We start from the raw sequence: 14,198 nt of genomic DNA, 5'->3' as shown, positions 1-14,198 counted from the left end.
TGACGCTCAGGCCCGCCGCTTGAGCCAGGCTTCCATCTTGCCGCGCAGATCCTCGGCCAGCACCGGATCGGCAATCTCTTCCAGCGCCTCGGCCAGAAAGGCCAGCACCAAGAGAAGCTTCGCCTGATCCTCCGGCACACCGCGCGCGCGCAGATAGAAAAGCTGGCTCTGATCAATCTCGCCCGAGGTCGAGCCATGGCTGCATTTCACGTCATCGGCATAGATCTCCAGCTCCGGCTTGGCCAGAAACTGCGCATTCTCATCCAGCAGCAGCGACTGGCTGATCTGATAGCCATCGGTCAGCTGCGCCGCCTGATCCACAAGGATCTTGCCCTGAAACACGCCCACTGCACCATGGCGCAGCACTTTCTTGAACACCTGACGGCTCTCGCAGCGCGGCGCGGCATGGTTGATGAAGACCGTATCATCATGATGAAACGCGCCATCCCCGACCGTCGTGCCCGCGATATGGGCTGATCCCTCGGCGCCATCCAGCCAGATCACCGCCTCATTGCGCGTCAGCGCGCCATTGGCGCTCAGGGTGAAGGATTTGAACTGCGCCTCTGCACCCAGCCGCGCGAACAGATGCGTGGCGCCCGCGCGTTCATGGTCGCGCCCCTGCGCGCGCACATGGTGCAGCACGGCGCCGTCAGCGATATCCATCTCCAGAACCTGATTGTAGCGCGCCGCCACCGGGCCGTTTTCCAACAGCGTCAGTTCCGCCCCCGCTTCCAGCCGGATCACATGATGCGTCAGCGCCTCTGCCGCCGGATCCTTGCGCTGATAGATCAGCGAGACCGGCTTTTCCGCCTTGCCCGTCACCCGGATCAGCAGCCCTTCGGTCGCGAAAGCGCTGTTCAGGCTCGCCAGCGGCCGCGCCACAGGCACCTGCCCGCGCGCTTCCAGCACCCCGAACAGATCCCGCGCCCAATGCAGATCGGCGCGCGCCGCCTCTGCCAAGTGGCAGATCTCGACCCCCGCCAGTTCCGGCGCGTCAGAGGCCGAAGCGTCGAACACCCCATCCACGAAGACCAGCTTCACCCGGTCCACCGCGTCGAATACCGGGGTCTCATCATCCTGCGCATGCAGCTTGCCGGGCTGGACGTTGGCATCGGTCAGCCGACGCGGATCGGTATAGCGCCAGTATTCATCGCGCTTGACCGGCAGCCCCATCTCGCGCAGCCGGGCTTCCGCCGCGTTGCGCGCCTTGGTGGCCCATGCGCCGCCCTCGGGCAGCGCGCGCCCGTCCAGAAGCGCCGCCGCCGCCTCGCGCTTCTGCGCTACCAGTTTCGCGCGCGGCATCATGCCTGGGCCTCCGCCAGCAGATCGCCATAGCCGTTTTCCTCGACCTCCAGCGCCAGATCCGGCCCGCCGGTCTTGATGATCCTTCCCTCGGACATGATATGCACCACATCGGGTTTGATATGGTTCAGAAGCCGTTGATAATGCGTGATAACAAGGAAAGACCGCCCGGCATCGCGCAGCGCGTTCACCCCATCGGCCACCAGCTTCATCGCATCCACATCCAGCCCCGAATCGGTCTCGTCGAGGATGCACATTTTCGGCTCCAGCATCGCCATCTGCAGGATTTCGTTGCGCTTCTTCTCGCCGCCCGAAAAGCCCACATTGACCGGGCGTTTCAGCATATCGGCGTCGATCTGCAATTCCTTCGCTTTCGCGCGGATGATTTTCAGGAACTCGCCCGCCGAAAGCTCTTCCTCACCGCGCGCTTTCCGCTGCGCATTCACCGCCGTGCGCAGAAAGGTCATGTTGCCAACCCCCGGAATTTCCACCGGATATTGAAACGCCAGAAACAGCCCCGCCGCCGCGCGCTCTTCGGGTTCCATCTCCAAGAGATCCGCCCCGTCCAGCGTCGTGCTGCCCTCTGTGACCTCATACCCATCGCGGCCCGAGAGCACATAAGAGAGCGTCGATTTGCCCGAACCATTCGGGCCCATGATCGCATGCACCTCGCCGGGATTGATCGTCAGCGACACGCCCCGCAGGATCTTCACCTCGGAATCGTCTTCAAGTTCGCAGTGCAGGTTGTTGATTTCCAGCATTTTTGTCCTCATTCATTTGTCGGCGCAACTACCTGCGCGCGTTATTTTCCGGTCCTGCGGGTCTTGAGCGCGGCCATCAAGGCCCAATAGACCCCGGTTGCGATCACTGTCATCATGCCCGCTTCCAGCCAGTTGATCGTCTCACCAGAGATGAGCGCGACGCCAACCATGAAAGCAAAGAAAATGACTGCAAAGATCAGCGCCGCCCGCGCGGTATTCCTGATCGCAGCCGCGTAGCTCACCCCACCGACCCTTCCAGCGAAATCGCGACCAGCGCCTGCGCTTCCATCGCGAATTCCATCGGCAATTCCTGCAACACTTCCTTGCAGAACCCGTTCACCACCAGCGCAACCGCCTCTTCCTCATCCATCCCGCGCTGGCGGCAATAGAAAAGCTGATCATCGTCAACCTTGCTGGTCGTCGCCTCATGCTCCACGCGGCTGGAGGCATTGCGCACCTCGATATAAGGCACCGTATGCGCGCCGCATTTATCGCCGATCAGCAGGCTGTCGCATTGGGTATAGTTGCGGCTCGACGTGGCGCGCGGGTGCATCGAGACCAGCCCGCGATAGGTATTCTGCGCATGCCCCGCCGAAATCCCCTTCGAGACAATCCGCGAGCGGGTATTCTTGCCCAGATGCACCATCTTGGTGCCGGTATCGGCCTGCTGCCAGTTATTGGCGATGGCAATGGAATAGAACTCGCCCTGACTGTCATCCCCGCGCAGGACGCAGGAGGGGTATTTCCAGGTGATCGCCGATCCGGTTTCGACCTGCGTCCACATCACTTTCGCGCGCGCCTCGCGGCAATCGGCGCGTTTGGTCACGAAATTATAGATCCCGCCCTTGCCGTTCTCATCGCCCGGATACCAGTTCTGCACCGTCGAATATTTCACTTCGGCATCTTCCAGCACGACGATTTCCACCACCGCCGCATGCAACTGATGGGTGTCGCGCTTGGGCGCGGTGCAGCCTTCCAGATAGCTGACATGGCTGCCTTTTTCGGCCACGATCAGCGTGCGCTCGAACTGCCCGGTATTCTCGGCATTGATGCGGAAATAGGTGGACAACTCCATCGGGCATTTCACACCCGCGGGGATATAGACGAAGCTGCCATCCGAGAAGACCGCCGAATTCAGCGCCGCGAAGTAATTGTCATTCTGCGGCACGACCGATCCGAGGTATTTTTTCACCAGTTCCGGGTGTTCCCGCACGGCTTCAGAGATCGAACAGAAGATCACCCCCGCCGCCGCCAGTTCCTTGCGGAAGGTCGTGCCCACAGAGACGGAATCAAACACCGCATCGACCGCCACCTTGCGGCCCTCATCGGCGCCCTCGACGCCCGCCAGAATCGCCTGCTCCTTCAGCGGAATCCCCAGCTTGGCATAGGTTTCCAGCAGCTTCGGATCCACCTCATCCAGCGATTTCGGCTTCTCCACCATCGATTTGGGCGTGGCGTAATAATATTGCTCCTGATAGTCGATCTCGGGAATGTTCAGCATCGCCCAGTCGGGGCTTTCCATGGTCAGCCAGCGCCGATAGGCGTCCAGCCGCCATTCCAGCAGCCAGTCCGGCTCGCCATTCTTCTCCGAGATCAGCCGCACGATATCCTCGTTCAGCCCTTTGGGGGCGAACTCCATCTCGATCTCGGTTTCCCAGCCATGCTTGTAAGTGCCCGCCATGGACTGCACGGTTTCAACCGTCTCGCGGTCCACGCCCTCGCGCAACTGGCTTTCATCCAAGGCAACCATGTCTTTCCCCTCTGTCATGCCGCGCGGCTCTCGAACCGGCGGTATTCCTTCAACCACGCTTCCGCGAAACGCAGCACATCTTCCTCGCGCGTCTCGGGCCCCAGCGAGACCCGGATCGCGCTTGCGGCCAGTTGCGGCGCATAACCCATCGCCTCCAGCACGCCCGAGGCGCGCATCTTGCCGGATGAACAGGCCGAGCCCGCAGAGATCGCGAAGCCCGCAAGGTCCATCTGCATCACCTGCGTCTCGGCCTTCCAGCCCGGTGTCGCAAGGCAAAGCGTATTCGGCAGGCGCGCAGCACCTTTCCCGACCAAAATAGTCTTCTTTGCGCCAGCGTCCAGAGCCTCTTCTAGAATATTTCTAATTTCAGATACAGAATTCCAGACCCCTTCCGCAAGGTCTTTTGCCGCAGCCTCTGCCGCCGCGCCGAAACCGGCAATCCCGGTCAGATTCTCGGTGCCCGCGCGCCGCCCCATCTCCTGCCCGCCGCCGCGCAACTGCGCCGCCAGATCGGTGCCGCGCCGCATCACCAGCGCGCCCACACCTTTCGGCCCGCCCAGCTTATGCGCCGAGACAAAGCCCATCTCCACCCCCAGCCAGTTGAAGGCGAAAGGCAGCTTGCCAAAACCCTGCGTCAGATCACTGACCGCCAGCCCCTCGGGAAATTCCTGCACCACCCCCGTCTCGGAATTGGCCAGTTGCAGCGTGGCGCGGGCCGGATCGGGCACTGTGACGCGCCCCTGCGCATCTACCGCCAGCGACTGATCCACCCAGGCGCGCACCGCATCATGCTCGATCGCCGCCCCCGTCAGCCCGCGCCCGGCCAGTGCCAGCGCGGCAGCCTCGGTCGCGCCCGAGGTAAAGACAATCTCCGCCCCCTCGGCCCCCAGCGCCGCCGCGACCTGCGCGCGCGCGCGCTCGACCAGCGCCCGCGCGGCCCTTCCCTCTGCATGGACCGAAGACGGGTTGCCATGGATATCCATCGCGGCAATCATCGCCGCGCGCGCCTCGGGCCGCAGCGGCGTGGTGGCGTTATAATCCAGATAGACCCGCGCGCGCATCGGCCCTGCTTTCATCTTGCCCAAAATACTCACTCAACCCGCGCGCCACGGCGCTCACTCATCCACGACATGAAACAGCGACGGCACTGCCGGACAGGGCGTCAGCGCATTGCCCGCAACATCCGACAGCCGCGTCTGATGCAGGAACACATAGACATGCGCCGACAGGCTTTCCCACAAGCGGTTGGTCATGGATTGCGCGCGCGAGCCCGAAACCGCCCCGGTCGCGCCCGCCCCGGTATGCATCGCGCTCACGGTTTCCTCGACCGCTTCCAGCACTTCCGAGATACGGATCGACTCGGCCGGGCGCGCCAGCCGGTAACCGCCACCGGGGCCCCGCACCGAATCGACCAGCCCGGCCCGGCGCAGCTTCACGAAAAGCTGCTCCAGATAGGCCAGCGAGACATTCTGCCGCCCTGATATCTCATTTAGCGAAACCAGCGCACCCTCCGGCGCCTGCGCCAGATCCACCAGCGCGATCATCGCATAGCGGCCCTTTGTCGATAGTTTCATTCGCGGCCCCATCGGGATGGCCCTTCCATCCCCCTGACGAAGGGGCGCGGACTGGCAAAGAGGTTGACGCGGGGCAGCCGCGGGCATAAATCCTGACGGCACACAGCCCGGTCCCGGCAACAGACACTCGCAATTTAGAACACTTCTAAAATGCCCAAATCAAAGAGTCAAGAATTAGCCTCGGCCCAGGCGCATCCCCGCGCGCAGCACCTGCTCTCTGATCTGCCTGCGCCCCCTCAGTCACAAGGCCCCGCATGCCCGAAATCATCTTCCCCGGCCCCGAAGGCCGCCTAGAAGGCCGCTATCACCCGCAAGCCAGACCCGATGCGCCAATCGCCATCGTGTTGCATCCGCATCCGCAATTCGGCGGCACGATGAACAACAAGGTGGTCTATAATCTGCACTACGCCTTTCACAAGATGGGCTTCACGGTGCTGCGTTTCAATTTCCGGGGCGTCGGCCGCAGCCAGGGCGAATATGATCAGGGCATCGGCGAATTGTCCGACGCCGCCGCCGCGCTTGATTATGTGCAGGCCCAGACCCAGAATGCGCGGCATTGCTGGGTCGCGGGCTTCAGCTTCGGCGCATGGATCGGGATGCAGCTTCTGATGCGCCGCCCCGATATCACCGGCTTCATCTCGGTCTCCCCGCCCGCGAATCTCTATGATTTCAGCTTCCTCGCGCCCTGCCCGGCCTCGGGCCTGATCATCAATGGCACGGCAGATCGCGTGGCCCCCCCGCGCGACACCAAATCGCTGGTGGCGAAACTGCAGGAACAGCGCGGCATCACCATCACCCATACCGAGATCGAGGGCGCGGATCATTTCTTCAAGGATGAAGAACGCCACATGCAGCCGATGCTCGATACGGTCAGCGACTATGTGACCCGCCGCCTGACGGAAACGACCCGCTGAAATCCGCGCTTGGGTTTCCCGGCCATTCCCGCTAGAAGCCCATGAACAAGGTTCATGGAGGCAGGAATGGCCCGTATCCCCCGCGACGAATTGCGTACCCGCCTGATCGGGATTGCCGAGGCGCGGATCTGCGCGGACGGTATCAGCGGCCTGCGCGCCCGTGATCTGGCGCGCGAGGCCGGTTGTGCCCTCGGTGCGATCTACAATGTCTTTGCCGATCTCAACCAGCTTGTGCTGGCAGTGAATGGCCGCACCTTCCTGCGCCTTGGCGATCAGGTGCGCCGCGCCGTCGCCGCCCAGCCTGATGCCGCGCCCGTGGCGCAACTCATTGCCATGGCCGAAAGCTACCGCGCCTTCGCCATCCAGAACCGGAATGCCTGGCTTGCGCTCTTTGATCTGCGCATGTCCTCGGAGGCCGATGTGCCCGCCTGGTACTGGCAGGAAATGGCCGCACTCTTCGAGATCATCGCCGCCCCCCTGCGCCAGTTGCACCCCGAGCGCAGCCCCGAGGATCTGGACCTTCTCGTGCGCACCCTCTTTTCCGCCGTGCATGGCATCGTGCTTCTGGGGGTCGAGAAACGTATCTCCGGCGTGCCCGATGATCGCGTGGCGCAGATGCTGGCACTCCTGATCGCGAAAACCGCCGCCCCGGATCCGTGACGCCACGTCATTTTGAACACCGTTCATTTTTTATTTGAACAGCGTTCACGCTTCGGCTATCCCTTGTTCATGAACGATGTTCAAGAAAGGAAGCCGGAATGTTTGCCACGCTCAAGACCCTCTTTGCAGGCGCCAATGCCCGCGCCGAAGAAAACCTGCGCGACACATTCGCGCTCGACCTGATCGCCCAGAAAATCCGCGAAGGCGAAGCCGGGCTGAACGCCGCCAAGGCCACCCTCGCCGCCCTCATCCAGCGCCAGCGGATGGAGCAGACCCAACGCGACGCGCTCCACAAGCGCATCGCTGACATGACCGCCCGCATCGAACAGGCGGTGGCGCAGGAGCGCATGGATCTGGCCCAGCCCGCCGCCGAGGCACTGGCCCGGATGGAGACCGAGGCCGAGAGCCGCAAGCAATTGCTCGACAGGCTCGACGCCAAGGTGCTGCGCCTGCGCATGGCCGTCGAAAGCGCGCATCGCCGCTTGCAGGATCTGCGGCTGGGGCAGGTTCAGGCCCGCGCCATCCGCCATGAACGCGCAGCCACGGCGCGACTGCATTCCACCGGCGCCTCGCCGCTGGACGAGGCGCAGGATCTGATCGCCCGCGTCACCTCCGAGGAAGACCCGATCGAGCGCTCGGATATTCTCGCCGAGATCAATCGCGACCTCACTGGTGACAGCCTGACCGACCGCATGTCCGCGGCTGGCATCGGCACCCCCACCCGCATCACCGCCGAGGCCGTTCTGGCCCGGTTCACCAAATAATCCCCCAAGCCTGTCACTCAGAAAGGTACTCCCATGAACACCCAACCCAGCGACACCACCCTCATCACCAATTTCAACCTTGGCGGCGTCATCGCCTCCTATATCTTCCTTGGGCTTTCGCTCTGGATCAACACCGATGTCAGCCTCTCGACCAAGGGCTTCTGGGCGCTCGCCGTGGTCATGCTGACGATCAGTCTGGTGAATTTCGTGAAATACAAATTCGACGCCCGCATCGCCGCAGACCGCCTGTCGCGGCTTGAGCAGGCGAAAAACGAAAAACTGCTCTCGGAATACGTCGAAAAGCCCTGAGCCGCCTCTCCCCGACCTGCCCCCGACCCGTCCCCGCAAGGGGGCGGGTCACATCACAAGGATCGCCCCCCGCACCGAAACCCCGCCCGCGCGCAAGCGCGGGCAGCGCCCGCGAATGGCAACGGGTGGGCGGGCGGGCCATGAGCGGGCGCTTCTTGCCCCGCGCACGCCGCCCCACCGCCGCCTCCCGCACACTGCGCGTTTCACCGCCGCGCAACGCTCCGACACCGCACCAGAAACGCCCCGCCCCCGGCCCGTCCCCGAAAGGGGCGGGCCAGATCGCAAGGATCCCCCCCGCACCGAAACCCCGCCCGCGCGCAAGCGCGGGCAGCGCCCGCGAATGGCATCGGGGCGGGCGGGCGGGCCATGAGCGGGCGCTTCTTGACCGTCGCTCCCCCCCCCGCCCCCTGCTGGCCAGAATGTGCACAGGCCCCGAATTGCCCCCGCCCGCTCCCTGCGCTATGTCCCTGCTGATCCCTCGCGAAAGGCCCGATTGCGATGCTCCCTGCCCTGCGTCCTCTGCTCGCCCTGCTTGCCCTGACCCTCACCGCCGCCTGCACCATGGCCCCCATGGCGCCGCTGCCCGCGCCCATAGCGCCGCCCGCGCAGGCGCAGCCCAGCACCCGCGCCGATTTCAACGCGGTCGTGGCCCGCATGCGCCCGGTCGCCACGCAGGTCTGCCGCGAGCGCAGCCCGCATCTGGACTGCAATTTCATCGTCATGCTCGATGACCGCGCGGACCAGCCCCCCAATGCCTTCCACACCCGCGACGAGCGCGGCCGCCCGGTCATCTCTTTCACCGAAAGCCTGATCCGCGAATTGCGCAGCCCCGACGAGATCGCGCTGATCTTCGGCCATGAAGCCGCCCATCACATCGCCGATCATATTCCCCGCATCCAGCGCGAGGCGCGCACCGGCGCGCTTCTGGGCGGGCTCGCCGCCGCACTGGTCGGGGCCGATGACGCCACCGCGCGCCAGATCATGTCCGCCACGGCAACCGTGGGCGCGCGGCGCTATTCCAAGCCCTTTGAGCTGGAAGCCGACCGTATCGGCGCCGTGATCGCCGAGCGCGCCGGCTATGACGCGTTGCGCGGCGCGCAGGTCTTCCGGCGCATCCCCGATCCGGGCAACCAGTTCCTTGGCACTCATCCCCCCAATGCCGAGCGCCTGCGCGAAGTCGAATCCGCCGTCGCGCGCCACCGCGCGGGCCAGCCAGTCTGAGGGGAGAGTAAACCATGCATTGGATCTATCTCGCGGTCGCGATCCTGTTTGAAACCATCGGCACCACTGCCCTCAAGGCCAGCGACGGCATGACCCGCGCGCTGCCTGCGGCGGTGGTGGTGCTGGCCTATGCGCTCTCTTTCTGGCTCTTGGCCTTGGTGCTGCGCGTGATCCCTGTGGGCGTCGCCTATGCGATCTGGTCGGGGCTTGGCATCTGCCTGATCGCAGGCATCGGCTATATCGTCTTCGGCCAGCGGCTCGATCTGCCCGCGCTGATCGGGCTGGGCATGATCATTGCCGGGATCGTGGTGATCAATATCTTCAGCACATCCGTGGGCCACTGACATGACCGCCCCCGCCCGCCACACCGCCTTCGAGGATGCGCAGGGCCTGATCTTCGGGGCGGCGATGTGCGCCTTCGGCGTGCTGATCCTGACCGGCGCGGGGCTGGTCACCGGCCAGACCGCAGGCGCCGCCGTGCTCATCTCCTACCTCACCGGCTACAGCTTCGGCGTGGTCTTCTTCGTGATCAACCTGCCTTTCTACGCGCTGGCATGGTTCCGCCTTGGCCCCGCCTTCACGCTGAAAACCTTTCTCTCGGTGGCGCTGATCTCGGGCTTCTCGCTTATCATCGGCGATCTGGTCAGCATCTCGCCCGCCCATCCCGCCGTCGCTTCCGTGCTTTTCGGCATGGTCTCGGGCGCGGGGCTGCTTGCAATCTTCCGCCACCGCGCCAGCCTTGGCGGCGTGGGCATCGTCGCTTACGATCTGCAGGAACGTCTGGGCTGGCGCGCGGGCTGGGTCCAGCTGGGCTTCGATCTGGTGCTTTTCGCCGCCGCCGCGCTGATCCTGCCGCTGACACTGGTGCTCTGGTCGCTCCTCGGCGCGGCGATCCTGAATGCGATCATCGGCATCAACCATCGGCGGGATCGCTACATCGGAACGTGACATCGCCACTTAGGGGGTAGCCAGATGGCCCGCAATGCGCTATGCGGCGGCGCAGCATCCCCTAAAAGGCCAGAGTTATGACCCTTCGCAATATCGCGATTATCGCCCATGTTGACCACGGCAAGACCACGCTGGTGGACGAGCTTCTGAAACAATCGGGCGCGTTTCGCGAGAATCAGGCGACGTCCGAGCGCATGATGGACAGCAATGATCTGGAGCGCGAGCGCGGGATCACCATTCTTGCCAAAGCGACCTCGGTCGAATGGAAAGACATGCGCATCAATATCGTCGACACGCCCGGCCATGCCGATTTCGGCGGCGAGGTCGAGCGGATCCTGTCGATGGTCGATGGTGTCGTGCTGCTGGTCGATGCGGCTGAGGGCCCGATGCCGCAGACCAAATTCGTGACCTCGAAAGCCCTCGCGCTTGGCCTGCGCCCGATCGTGGTGCTGAACAAGGTCGACAAGCCCGCCGCCGAACCCGACCGCGCGCTGGATGAAGTCTTCGATCTGTTTGCCAATCTGGGCGCGGATGACGAACAGCTTGATTTCCCTGTGCTTTATGCATCCGGCATCAATGGCTGGGCCGATGCCGAACTCGACGGGCCGCGTCAGGACATGTCCGCGCTGTTCGATCTGGTGGTCAAACATGTGCCCGCGCCGAAACAGGTCGCCGCGCGCGCGGAACCCTTCCGCATGCTCGCAACCACCCTGGGCGCCGACCCCTATCTGGGCCGCATCCTGACCGGCCGGGTCGAATCCGGCACGCTGAAAGCGGGCGAGACCATCAAGGCGCTCTCGCGCGACAGTAAGAAGATCGAGCAGTTCCGCGTGACCAAGGTTCTGGCCTTCCGCGGCCTCGGCCAGCAGCCGATCGAGGCCGCAGAAGCGGGCGATATCGTCACCCTCGCGGGCATGTCCAAGGCCACGGTCGCCGACACGCTCTGCGCGCTCGACATTGACATCGCACTCCCCGCCCAGCCCATCGACCCGCCCACCATCTCGGTCACTTTCGGCATCAATGATTCGCCGCTGGCGGGCCGCGACGGCTCCAAGGTGCAGTCCCGCGTCATCCGCGAGCGTCTGATGCGCGAGGCCGAGGTCAATGTCGCAATCAAGGTCACTGACACACCGGGCGGCGAGGCGTTTGACGTCGCCGGGCGCGGCGAATTGCAGATGGGCGTGCTGATCGAGAATATGCGCCGCGAAGGCTTCGAACTCTCGATCTCGCGCCCCCGCGTGCTGATGCGCGATGTGGATGGCCAGCGGCTGGAACCGGTCGAGGAAGTCACCATCGACGTTGATGACGACTATACCGGCAGCGTCATCGAGAAGATCACCGGCCCCCGCAAGGGCGAGTTGGTCGAGATGAAACCCGCAGGCACCGGCAAGACCCGGATTATCGCCCATGTCCCCTCGCGCGGCTTGATCGGCTATCACGGCGAATTCATGACCGACACGCGCGGCACCGGCGTGCTGAACCGCGTCTTCCACGAATGGGCGCCCTATAAGGGCACCATTCCGGGCCGTCGCGAGGGCGTGCTGATCTCGATGGAGGACGGCACGGCAGTGGCCTATGCGCTGTGGAATCTGGAAGAGCGCGGGCGCATGTTCATCAACCCGCAGGATCCGGTCTATCAGGGCATGATCATCGGCGAGCATAGCCGCGACAATGATCTGGAAGTGAACCCGCTCAAGGGCAAGAAACTGACCAATGTGCGGGCCTCGGGCACGGATGATGCGGTCAAGCTGACGCCGCCGGTGATCATGTCGCTGGAACAGGCGATTGCCTATATCGACGATGACGAACTGGTCGAGGTGACGCCGAGCGCCATCCGCCTGCGCAAGCGCTTCCTCGATCCGCATGAGCGCAAACGTCAGGCCAAGGCCAGCGCGTAAGATCTGCAAAACCCCGCCCCGAGAGGCGGGGTTTTTCGTTAGGGGGCGACGCGGCCTCTGCTGCGGCGGATTTTGCAGGCGCGGGGGCTTCTCGGAGAGTGTCGGCAAAGCAGGACGCAAGCGGACAGGAGACAGTGAACGAAAGCCGCGCAGCGCCCGACCGCGGGGGGGCGCTCACTCCGGTTTTGGCGGGCAGTTTATGGCGCGGCATATTCCAGCGGTTTTGAGATGCCCGACAGCGAGGAGCGCCCGCCCGGGGGGCGGTCGGGCGCTGCGCGGCGGCCTGCGGCCTTGATTCCGCGCGGGGTGTGTTGGTGAGAGTCGGCAAGGCGGGATTTGCGGTCGTTTGATGCTTCAGCGCAAAATCGTTCGCGTTTTCGGCATCAACGACATGGAGGGAGGACAGCCGCCCTTCTCTGCGTGTGCGAATGGGCACGCAGCCAAATGCAAAAGCTGACATCCAGCCCACGATTTCGCCGCACTTTGCAGTCGGCATAATATCACATACAAGAGCTTACACGCCAGTGCATGTGGAGACGTCATTGCTTCAGAAGCGTCTACAACTTGATTCATTCTCACGGAGGTAAGGTTGTGAAATCAGTTGCAGTTTTAATCGGAAATGCGGAATACGCACAGGAAAACAATCTTCCATGCTGCCGTGAAGATGTGTCTGCGTTCGCTTCACTTTTGGAAGAAACTGGGCGGTTCGATGAAATCACATCGAAGGTAGATTTAGATGCTGACGGGATGAGAACTGCGGTGAGAGAGGCGTTGCAGTTGAGCGAAGATTACGAAGAGGTTTTCTTCTTCTTTTCAGGCCATGGATGCCACGTTGCTGGTGACCTATATCTGTGCGGCACAAATTTCGATGGCTCGCGCCCAAATGAGACGGGATTATCGCATAGCGACCTAATAGATATTTTTAGAGCTGCCACCCCTAGCGTCCTTATTACGGTATTTGATGCTTGCTTTTCTGGATCCCCATTGGTGAAAGGCGCACCAGCGGTGCCTCAGGTCGCAAAGAACGGACTACGGAATGTGCTTCAGTTTTCCTCATCTCTTGACAGTCAAACGTCCCTAGCTGGTGAAAAACTTAGTGAGTTCACTCGGGCCTTCCTAGAAGCATGTGTTAGAAAAAGTGATGGAGAAGTATTTTATACAGACATCAAAAATGCGCTACGTGATAGGTTTCTCGGAAACGATTCTCAGACGCCTTTTTTTGTCAACCAAGGCACCGGTCGCGAGCGGTTAGTCGACGACGTAAAAAAACTGGCTACCTTCAAGAGAAAACTCGGGACAGTTTGGTCTTCTAAGGATGATGATGACACTGATGATGCAGCTGAAGACGGCAGCTTAGAAATAACGCCATTCGAACCGTTAACCCCAACACAAGCGCTCGCAGCCATCGAAGAAAAAATGGCTACGCCAGAAGCTGCGGATGAATTTATAGGAAGCATATTTGATGGAGTTACTAATAGATTTAACGAGAGTGATTTTGCGAAATTTTTCGACTTAGAAATCAAGAATCACTCAGACTTCTATGAGTCTGGTACCGAAGAGTTTATGATTCGCGTACTATCACGCGAAGAGAGATATGACCGGCTGGTGACCGCTGAAATTAAAAGAGAGAAGAAGAACTCCTCACCCTTTCAGTCAGCTATAATAGGTATGATGGCCGCGATGAATCAAGAATGGGTAGATCACTATGATCTGCGATTAAATTGCACGCTCGCAAGAGCGCAAATTAAGATCATACTTACTCCTAAGTACCGCGCCCTTAAGCAACTACAGCTAGAAATTAGTTGCGCACCGAGCCTCGAACACTGTTATGTATTTGAGGTGCTTACTCAGCATTCTCTTGCAGACTGGGAGGCGTTTGCACCAGATGGTTCTGAAGTAGTTAGACGCTGGTATAAGTTAGAATGGGATGATGATCCTGAATTTCTTGTTGAGAAGGTCTGCCAGAAGCTAACGGCAGCGATCACGGAACACATAGAAAGTACGACTAAGCGCATTCAAGGGCGATAGTCTGAATGGTGCAACTACGCAGATGCCTTCCATGCTGCGGCATGCCTGAATGTCTCTGATGGGCTCCTT

Annotated in this window: 15 protein-coding genes; 9 read left to right on the top strand and 6 right to left on the bottom strand. The window is 62.0% G+C overall.

The genetic code is table 11. The annotated features are described in order from the left end of the window. Window positions 1-6: 6 nt before the first annotated feature. From BG457_RS17065 to iscR, 6 genes are read right to left on the bottom strand one after another with little or no spacing between them, the layout of a single operon-like run. Window positions 7-1,302 carry a SufB/SufD family protein gene (locus tag BG457_RS17065; RefSeq protein WP_071799275.1) on the bottom strand — a complete coding sequence of 432 codons (1,296 nt, stop codon included), beginning with the start codon at window positions 1,300-1,302 and terminating at the stop codon, window positions 7-9. Next, window positions 1,302-2,063 (bottom strand): Fe-S cluster assembly ATPase SufC, encoded by a 762-nt coding sequence (gene sufC / locus BG457_RS17060; RefSeq protein ID WP_071798807.1) that lies wholly within the window; start codon window positions 2,061-2,063, stop codon window positions 1,302-1,304. Before sufC ends, BG457_RS17065 begins: the two co-directional genes overlap by 1 nt. A 41-nt stretch (window positions 2,064-2,104) precedes the next feature. Then, a complete protein-coding gene (locus BG457_RS17055; RefSeq protein WP_071798805.1) occupies window positions 2,105-2,305 on the bottom strand; it encodes a hypothetical protein in 201 nt (66 codons plus the stop codon). Next, the gene (gene sufB / locus BG457_RS17050) at window positions 2,302-3,813 is read right to left on the bottom strand and encodes a Fe-S cluster assembly protein SufB (RefSeq protein ID WP_071798802.1); all 1,512 of its coding nucleotides are present in this window, start codon (window positions 3,811-3,813) and stop codon (window positions 2,302-2,304) included. Before sufB ends, BG457_RS17055 begins: the two co-directional genes overlap by 4 nt. A 14-nt stretch (window positions 3,814-3,827) precedes the next feature. Beyond that, window positions 3,828-4,874 carry a cysteine desulfurase family protein gene (locus BG457_RS17045; protein WP_071799274.1) on the bottom strand — a complete coding sequence of 349 codons (1,047 nt, stop codon included), beginning with the start codon at window positions 4,872-4,874 and terminating at the stop codon, window positions 3,828-3,830. A 54-nt stretch (window positions 4,875-4,928) separates the two neighbouring features. Next, window positions 4,929-5,387, bottom strand: a complete 459-nt coding sequence (gene iscR / locus BG457_RS17040; protein ID WP_071798800.1) for a Fe-S cluster assembly transcriptional regulator IscR — start codon at window positions 5,385-5,387, stop codon at window positions 4,929-4,931. A 254-nt stretch (window positions 5,388-5,641) separates the two neighbouring features. Here iscR and BG457_RS17035 point away from each other — a divergent pair, with 254 nt between their 5' ends. The 9 genes from BG457_RS17035 (at window position 5,642) to BG457_RS16995 (ending at window position 14,129) form a co-directional block, all read left to right on the top strand. Next, window positions 5,642-6,301 carry an alpha/beta hydrolase gene (locus BG457_RS17035; RefSeq protein WP_071798798.1) on the top strand — a complete coding sequence of 220 codons (660 nt, stop codon included), beginning with the start codon at window positions 5,642-5,644 and terminating at the stop codon, window positions 6,299-6,301. 66 nt (window positions 6,302-6,367) lie between these two features. Next, window positions 6,368-6,961 (top strand): TetR/AcrR family transcriptional regulator, encoded by a 594-nt coding sequence (locus BG457_RS17030; RefSeq protein WP_071799273.1) that lies wholly within the window; start codon window positions 6,368-6,370, stop codon window positions 6,959-6,961. A 98-nt stretch (window positions 6,962-7,059) separates the two neighbouring features. Further along, the gene (locus BG457_RS17025) at window positions 7,060-7,725 is read left to right on the top strand and encodes a PspA/IM30 family protein (protein ID WP_071798796.1); all 666 of its coding nucleotides are present in this window, start codon (window positions 7,060-7,062) and stop codon (window positions 7,723-7,725) included. A gap of 33 nt (window positions 7,726-7,758) precedes the next feature. After that, a complete protein-coding gene (locus BG457_RS17020) occupies window positions 7,759-8,034 on the top strand; it encodes a hypothetical protein (protein ID WP_071798794.1) in 276 nt (91 codons plus the stop codon). Window positions 8,035-8,532: 498 nt separating this feature from the next. Further along, on the top strand, window positions 8,533-9,255 hold the full coding sequence (locus BG457_RS17015; RefSeq protein WP_071798792.1) for a M48 family metalloprotease: 723 nt from the start codon (window positions 8,533-8,535) through the stop codon (window positions 9,253-9,255). Window positions 9,256-9,269: 14 nt separating this feature from the next. Then, window positions 9,270-9,599, top strand: coding sequence for a DMT family transporter (locus BG457_RS17010; RefSeq protein ID WP_071798790.1), 330 nt, complete (start codon window positions 9,270-9,272; stop codon window positions 9,597-9,599). A 1-nt stretch (window position 9,600) separates the two neighbouring features. Further along, window positions 9,601-10,203: a YitT family protein gene (locus BG457_RS17005; protein WP_071798788.1), complete on the top strand. Its 603-nt coding sequence runs from the start codon at window positions 9,601-9,603 to the stop codon at window positions 10,201-10,203. 77 nt (window positions 10,204-10,280) lie between these two features. Next, window positions 10,281-12,101, top strand: coding sequence for a translational GTPase TypA (gene typA / locus BG457_RS17000; protein WP_071798786.1), 1,821 nt, complete (start codon window positions 10,281-10,283; stop codon window positions 12,099-12,101). A gap of 591 nt (window positions 12,102-12,692) precedes the next feature. After that, on the top strand, window positions 12,693-14,129 hold the full coding sequence (locus tag BG457_RS16995) for a caspase family protein (RefSeq protein ID WP_071798784.1): 1,437 nt from the start codon (window positions 12,693-12,695) through the stop codon (window positions 14,127-14,129). Window positions 14,130-14,198: the final 69 nt, after the last annotated feature.

Source organism: Natronohydrobacter thiooxidans (assembly GCF_001884735.1).
GTDB classification, from domain to species: Bacteria; Pseudomonadota; Alphaproteobacteria; order Rhodobacterales; family Rhodobacteraceae; genus Roseinatronobacter; species Roseinatronobacter thiooxidans_A.
This window is presented reverse-complemented; position numbering and strand designations above follow the sequence as displayed.

Coding starts and splice junctions, on each gene's coding strand:
- BG457_RS17065 (WP_071799275.1), bottom strand. CDS start 1,302: ATGCCGCGCGCGAAACTGGTAGCGCAGAAGCGCGAGGCGGCGGCGGCG.
- sufC (WP_071798807.1), bottom strand. CDS start 2,063: ATGCTGGAAATCAACAACCTGCACTGCGAACTTGAAGACGATTCCGAG.
- sufB (WP_071798802.1), bottom strand. CDS start 3,813: ATGGTTGCCTTGGATGAAAGCCAGTTGCGCGAGGGCGTGGACCGCGAG.
- BG457_RS17045 (WP_071799274.1), bottom strand. CDS start 4,874: ATGCGCGCGCGGGTCTATCTGGATTATAACGCCACCACGCCGCTGCGG.
- iscR (WP_071798800.1), bottom strand. CDS start 5,387: ATGAAACTATCGACAAAGGGCCGCTATGCGATGATCGCGCTGGTGGAT.
- BG457_RS17035 (WP_071798798.1), top strand. CDS start 5,642: ATGCCCGAAATCATCTTCCCCGGCCCCGAAGGCCGCCTAGAAGGCCGC.
- BG457_RS17030 (WP_071799273.1), top strand. CDS start 6,368: ATGGCCCGTATCCCCCGCGACGAATTGCGTACCCGCCTGATCGGGATT.
- BG457_RS17025 (WP_071798796.1), top strand. CDS start 7,060: ATGTTTGCCACGCTCAAGACCCTCTTTGCAGGCGCCAATGCCCGCGCC.
- BG457_RS17020 (WP_071798794.1), top strand. CDS start 7,759: ATGAACACCCAACCCAGCGACACCACCCTCATCACCAATTTCAACCTT.
- BG457_RS17015 (WP_071798792.1), top strand. CDS start 8,533: ATGCTCCCTGCCCTGCGTCCTCTGCTCGCCCTGCTTGCCCTGACCCTC.
- BG457_RS17010 (WP_071798790.1), top strand. CDS start 9,270: ATGCATTGGATCTATCTCGCGGTCGCGATCCTGTTTGAAACCATCGGC.
- BG457_RS17005 (WP_071798788.1), top strand. CDS start 9,601: ATGACCGCCCCCGCCCGCCACACCGCCTTCGAGGATGCGCAGGGCCTG.
- typA (WP_071798786.1), top strand. CDS start 10,281: ATGACCCTTCGCAATATCGCGATTATCGCCCATGTTGACCACGGCAAG.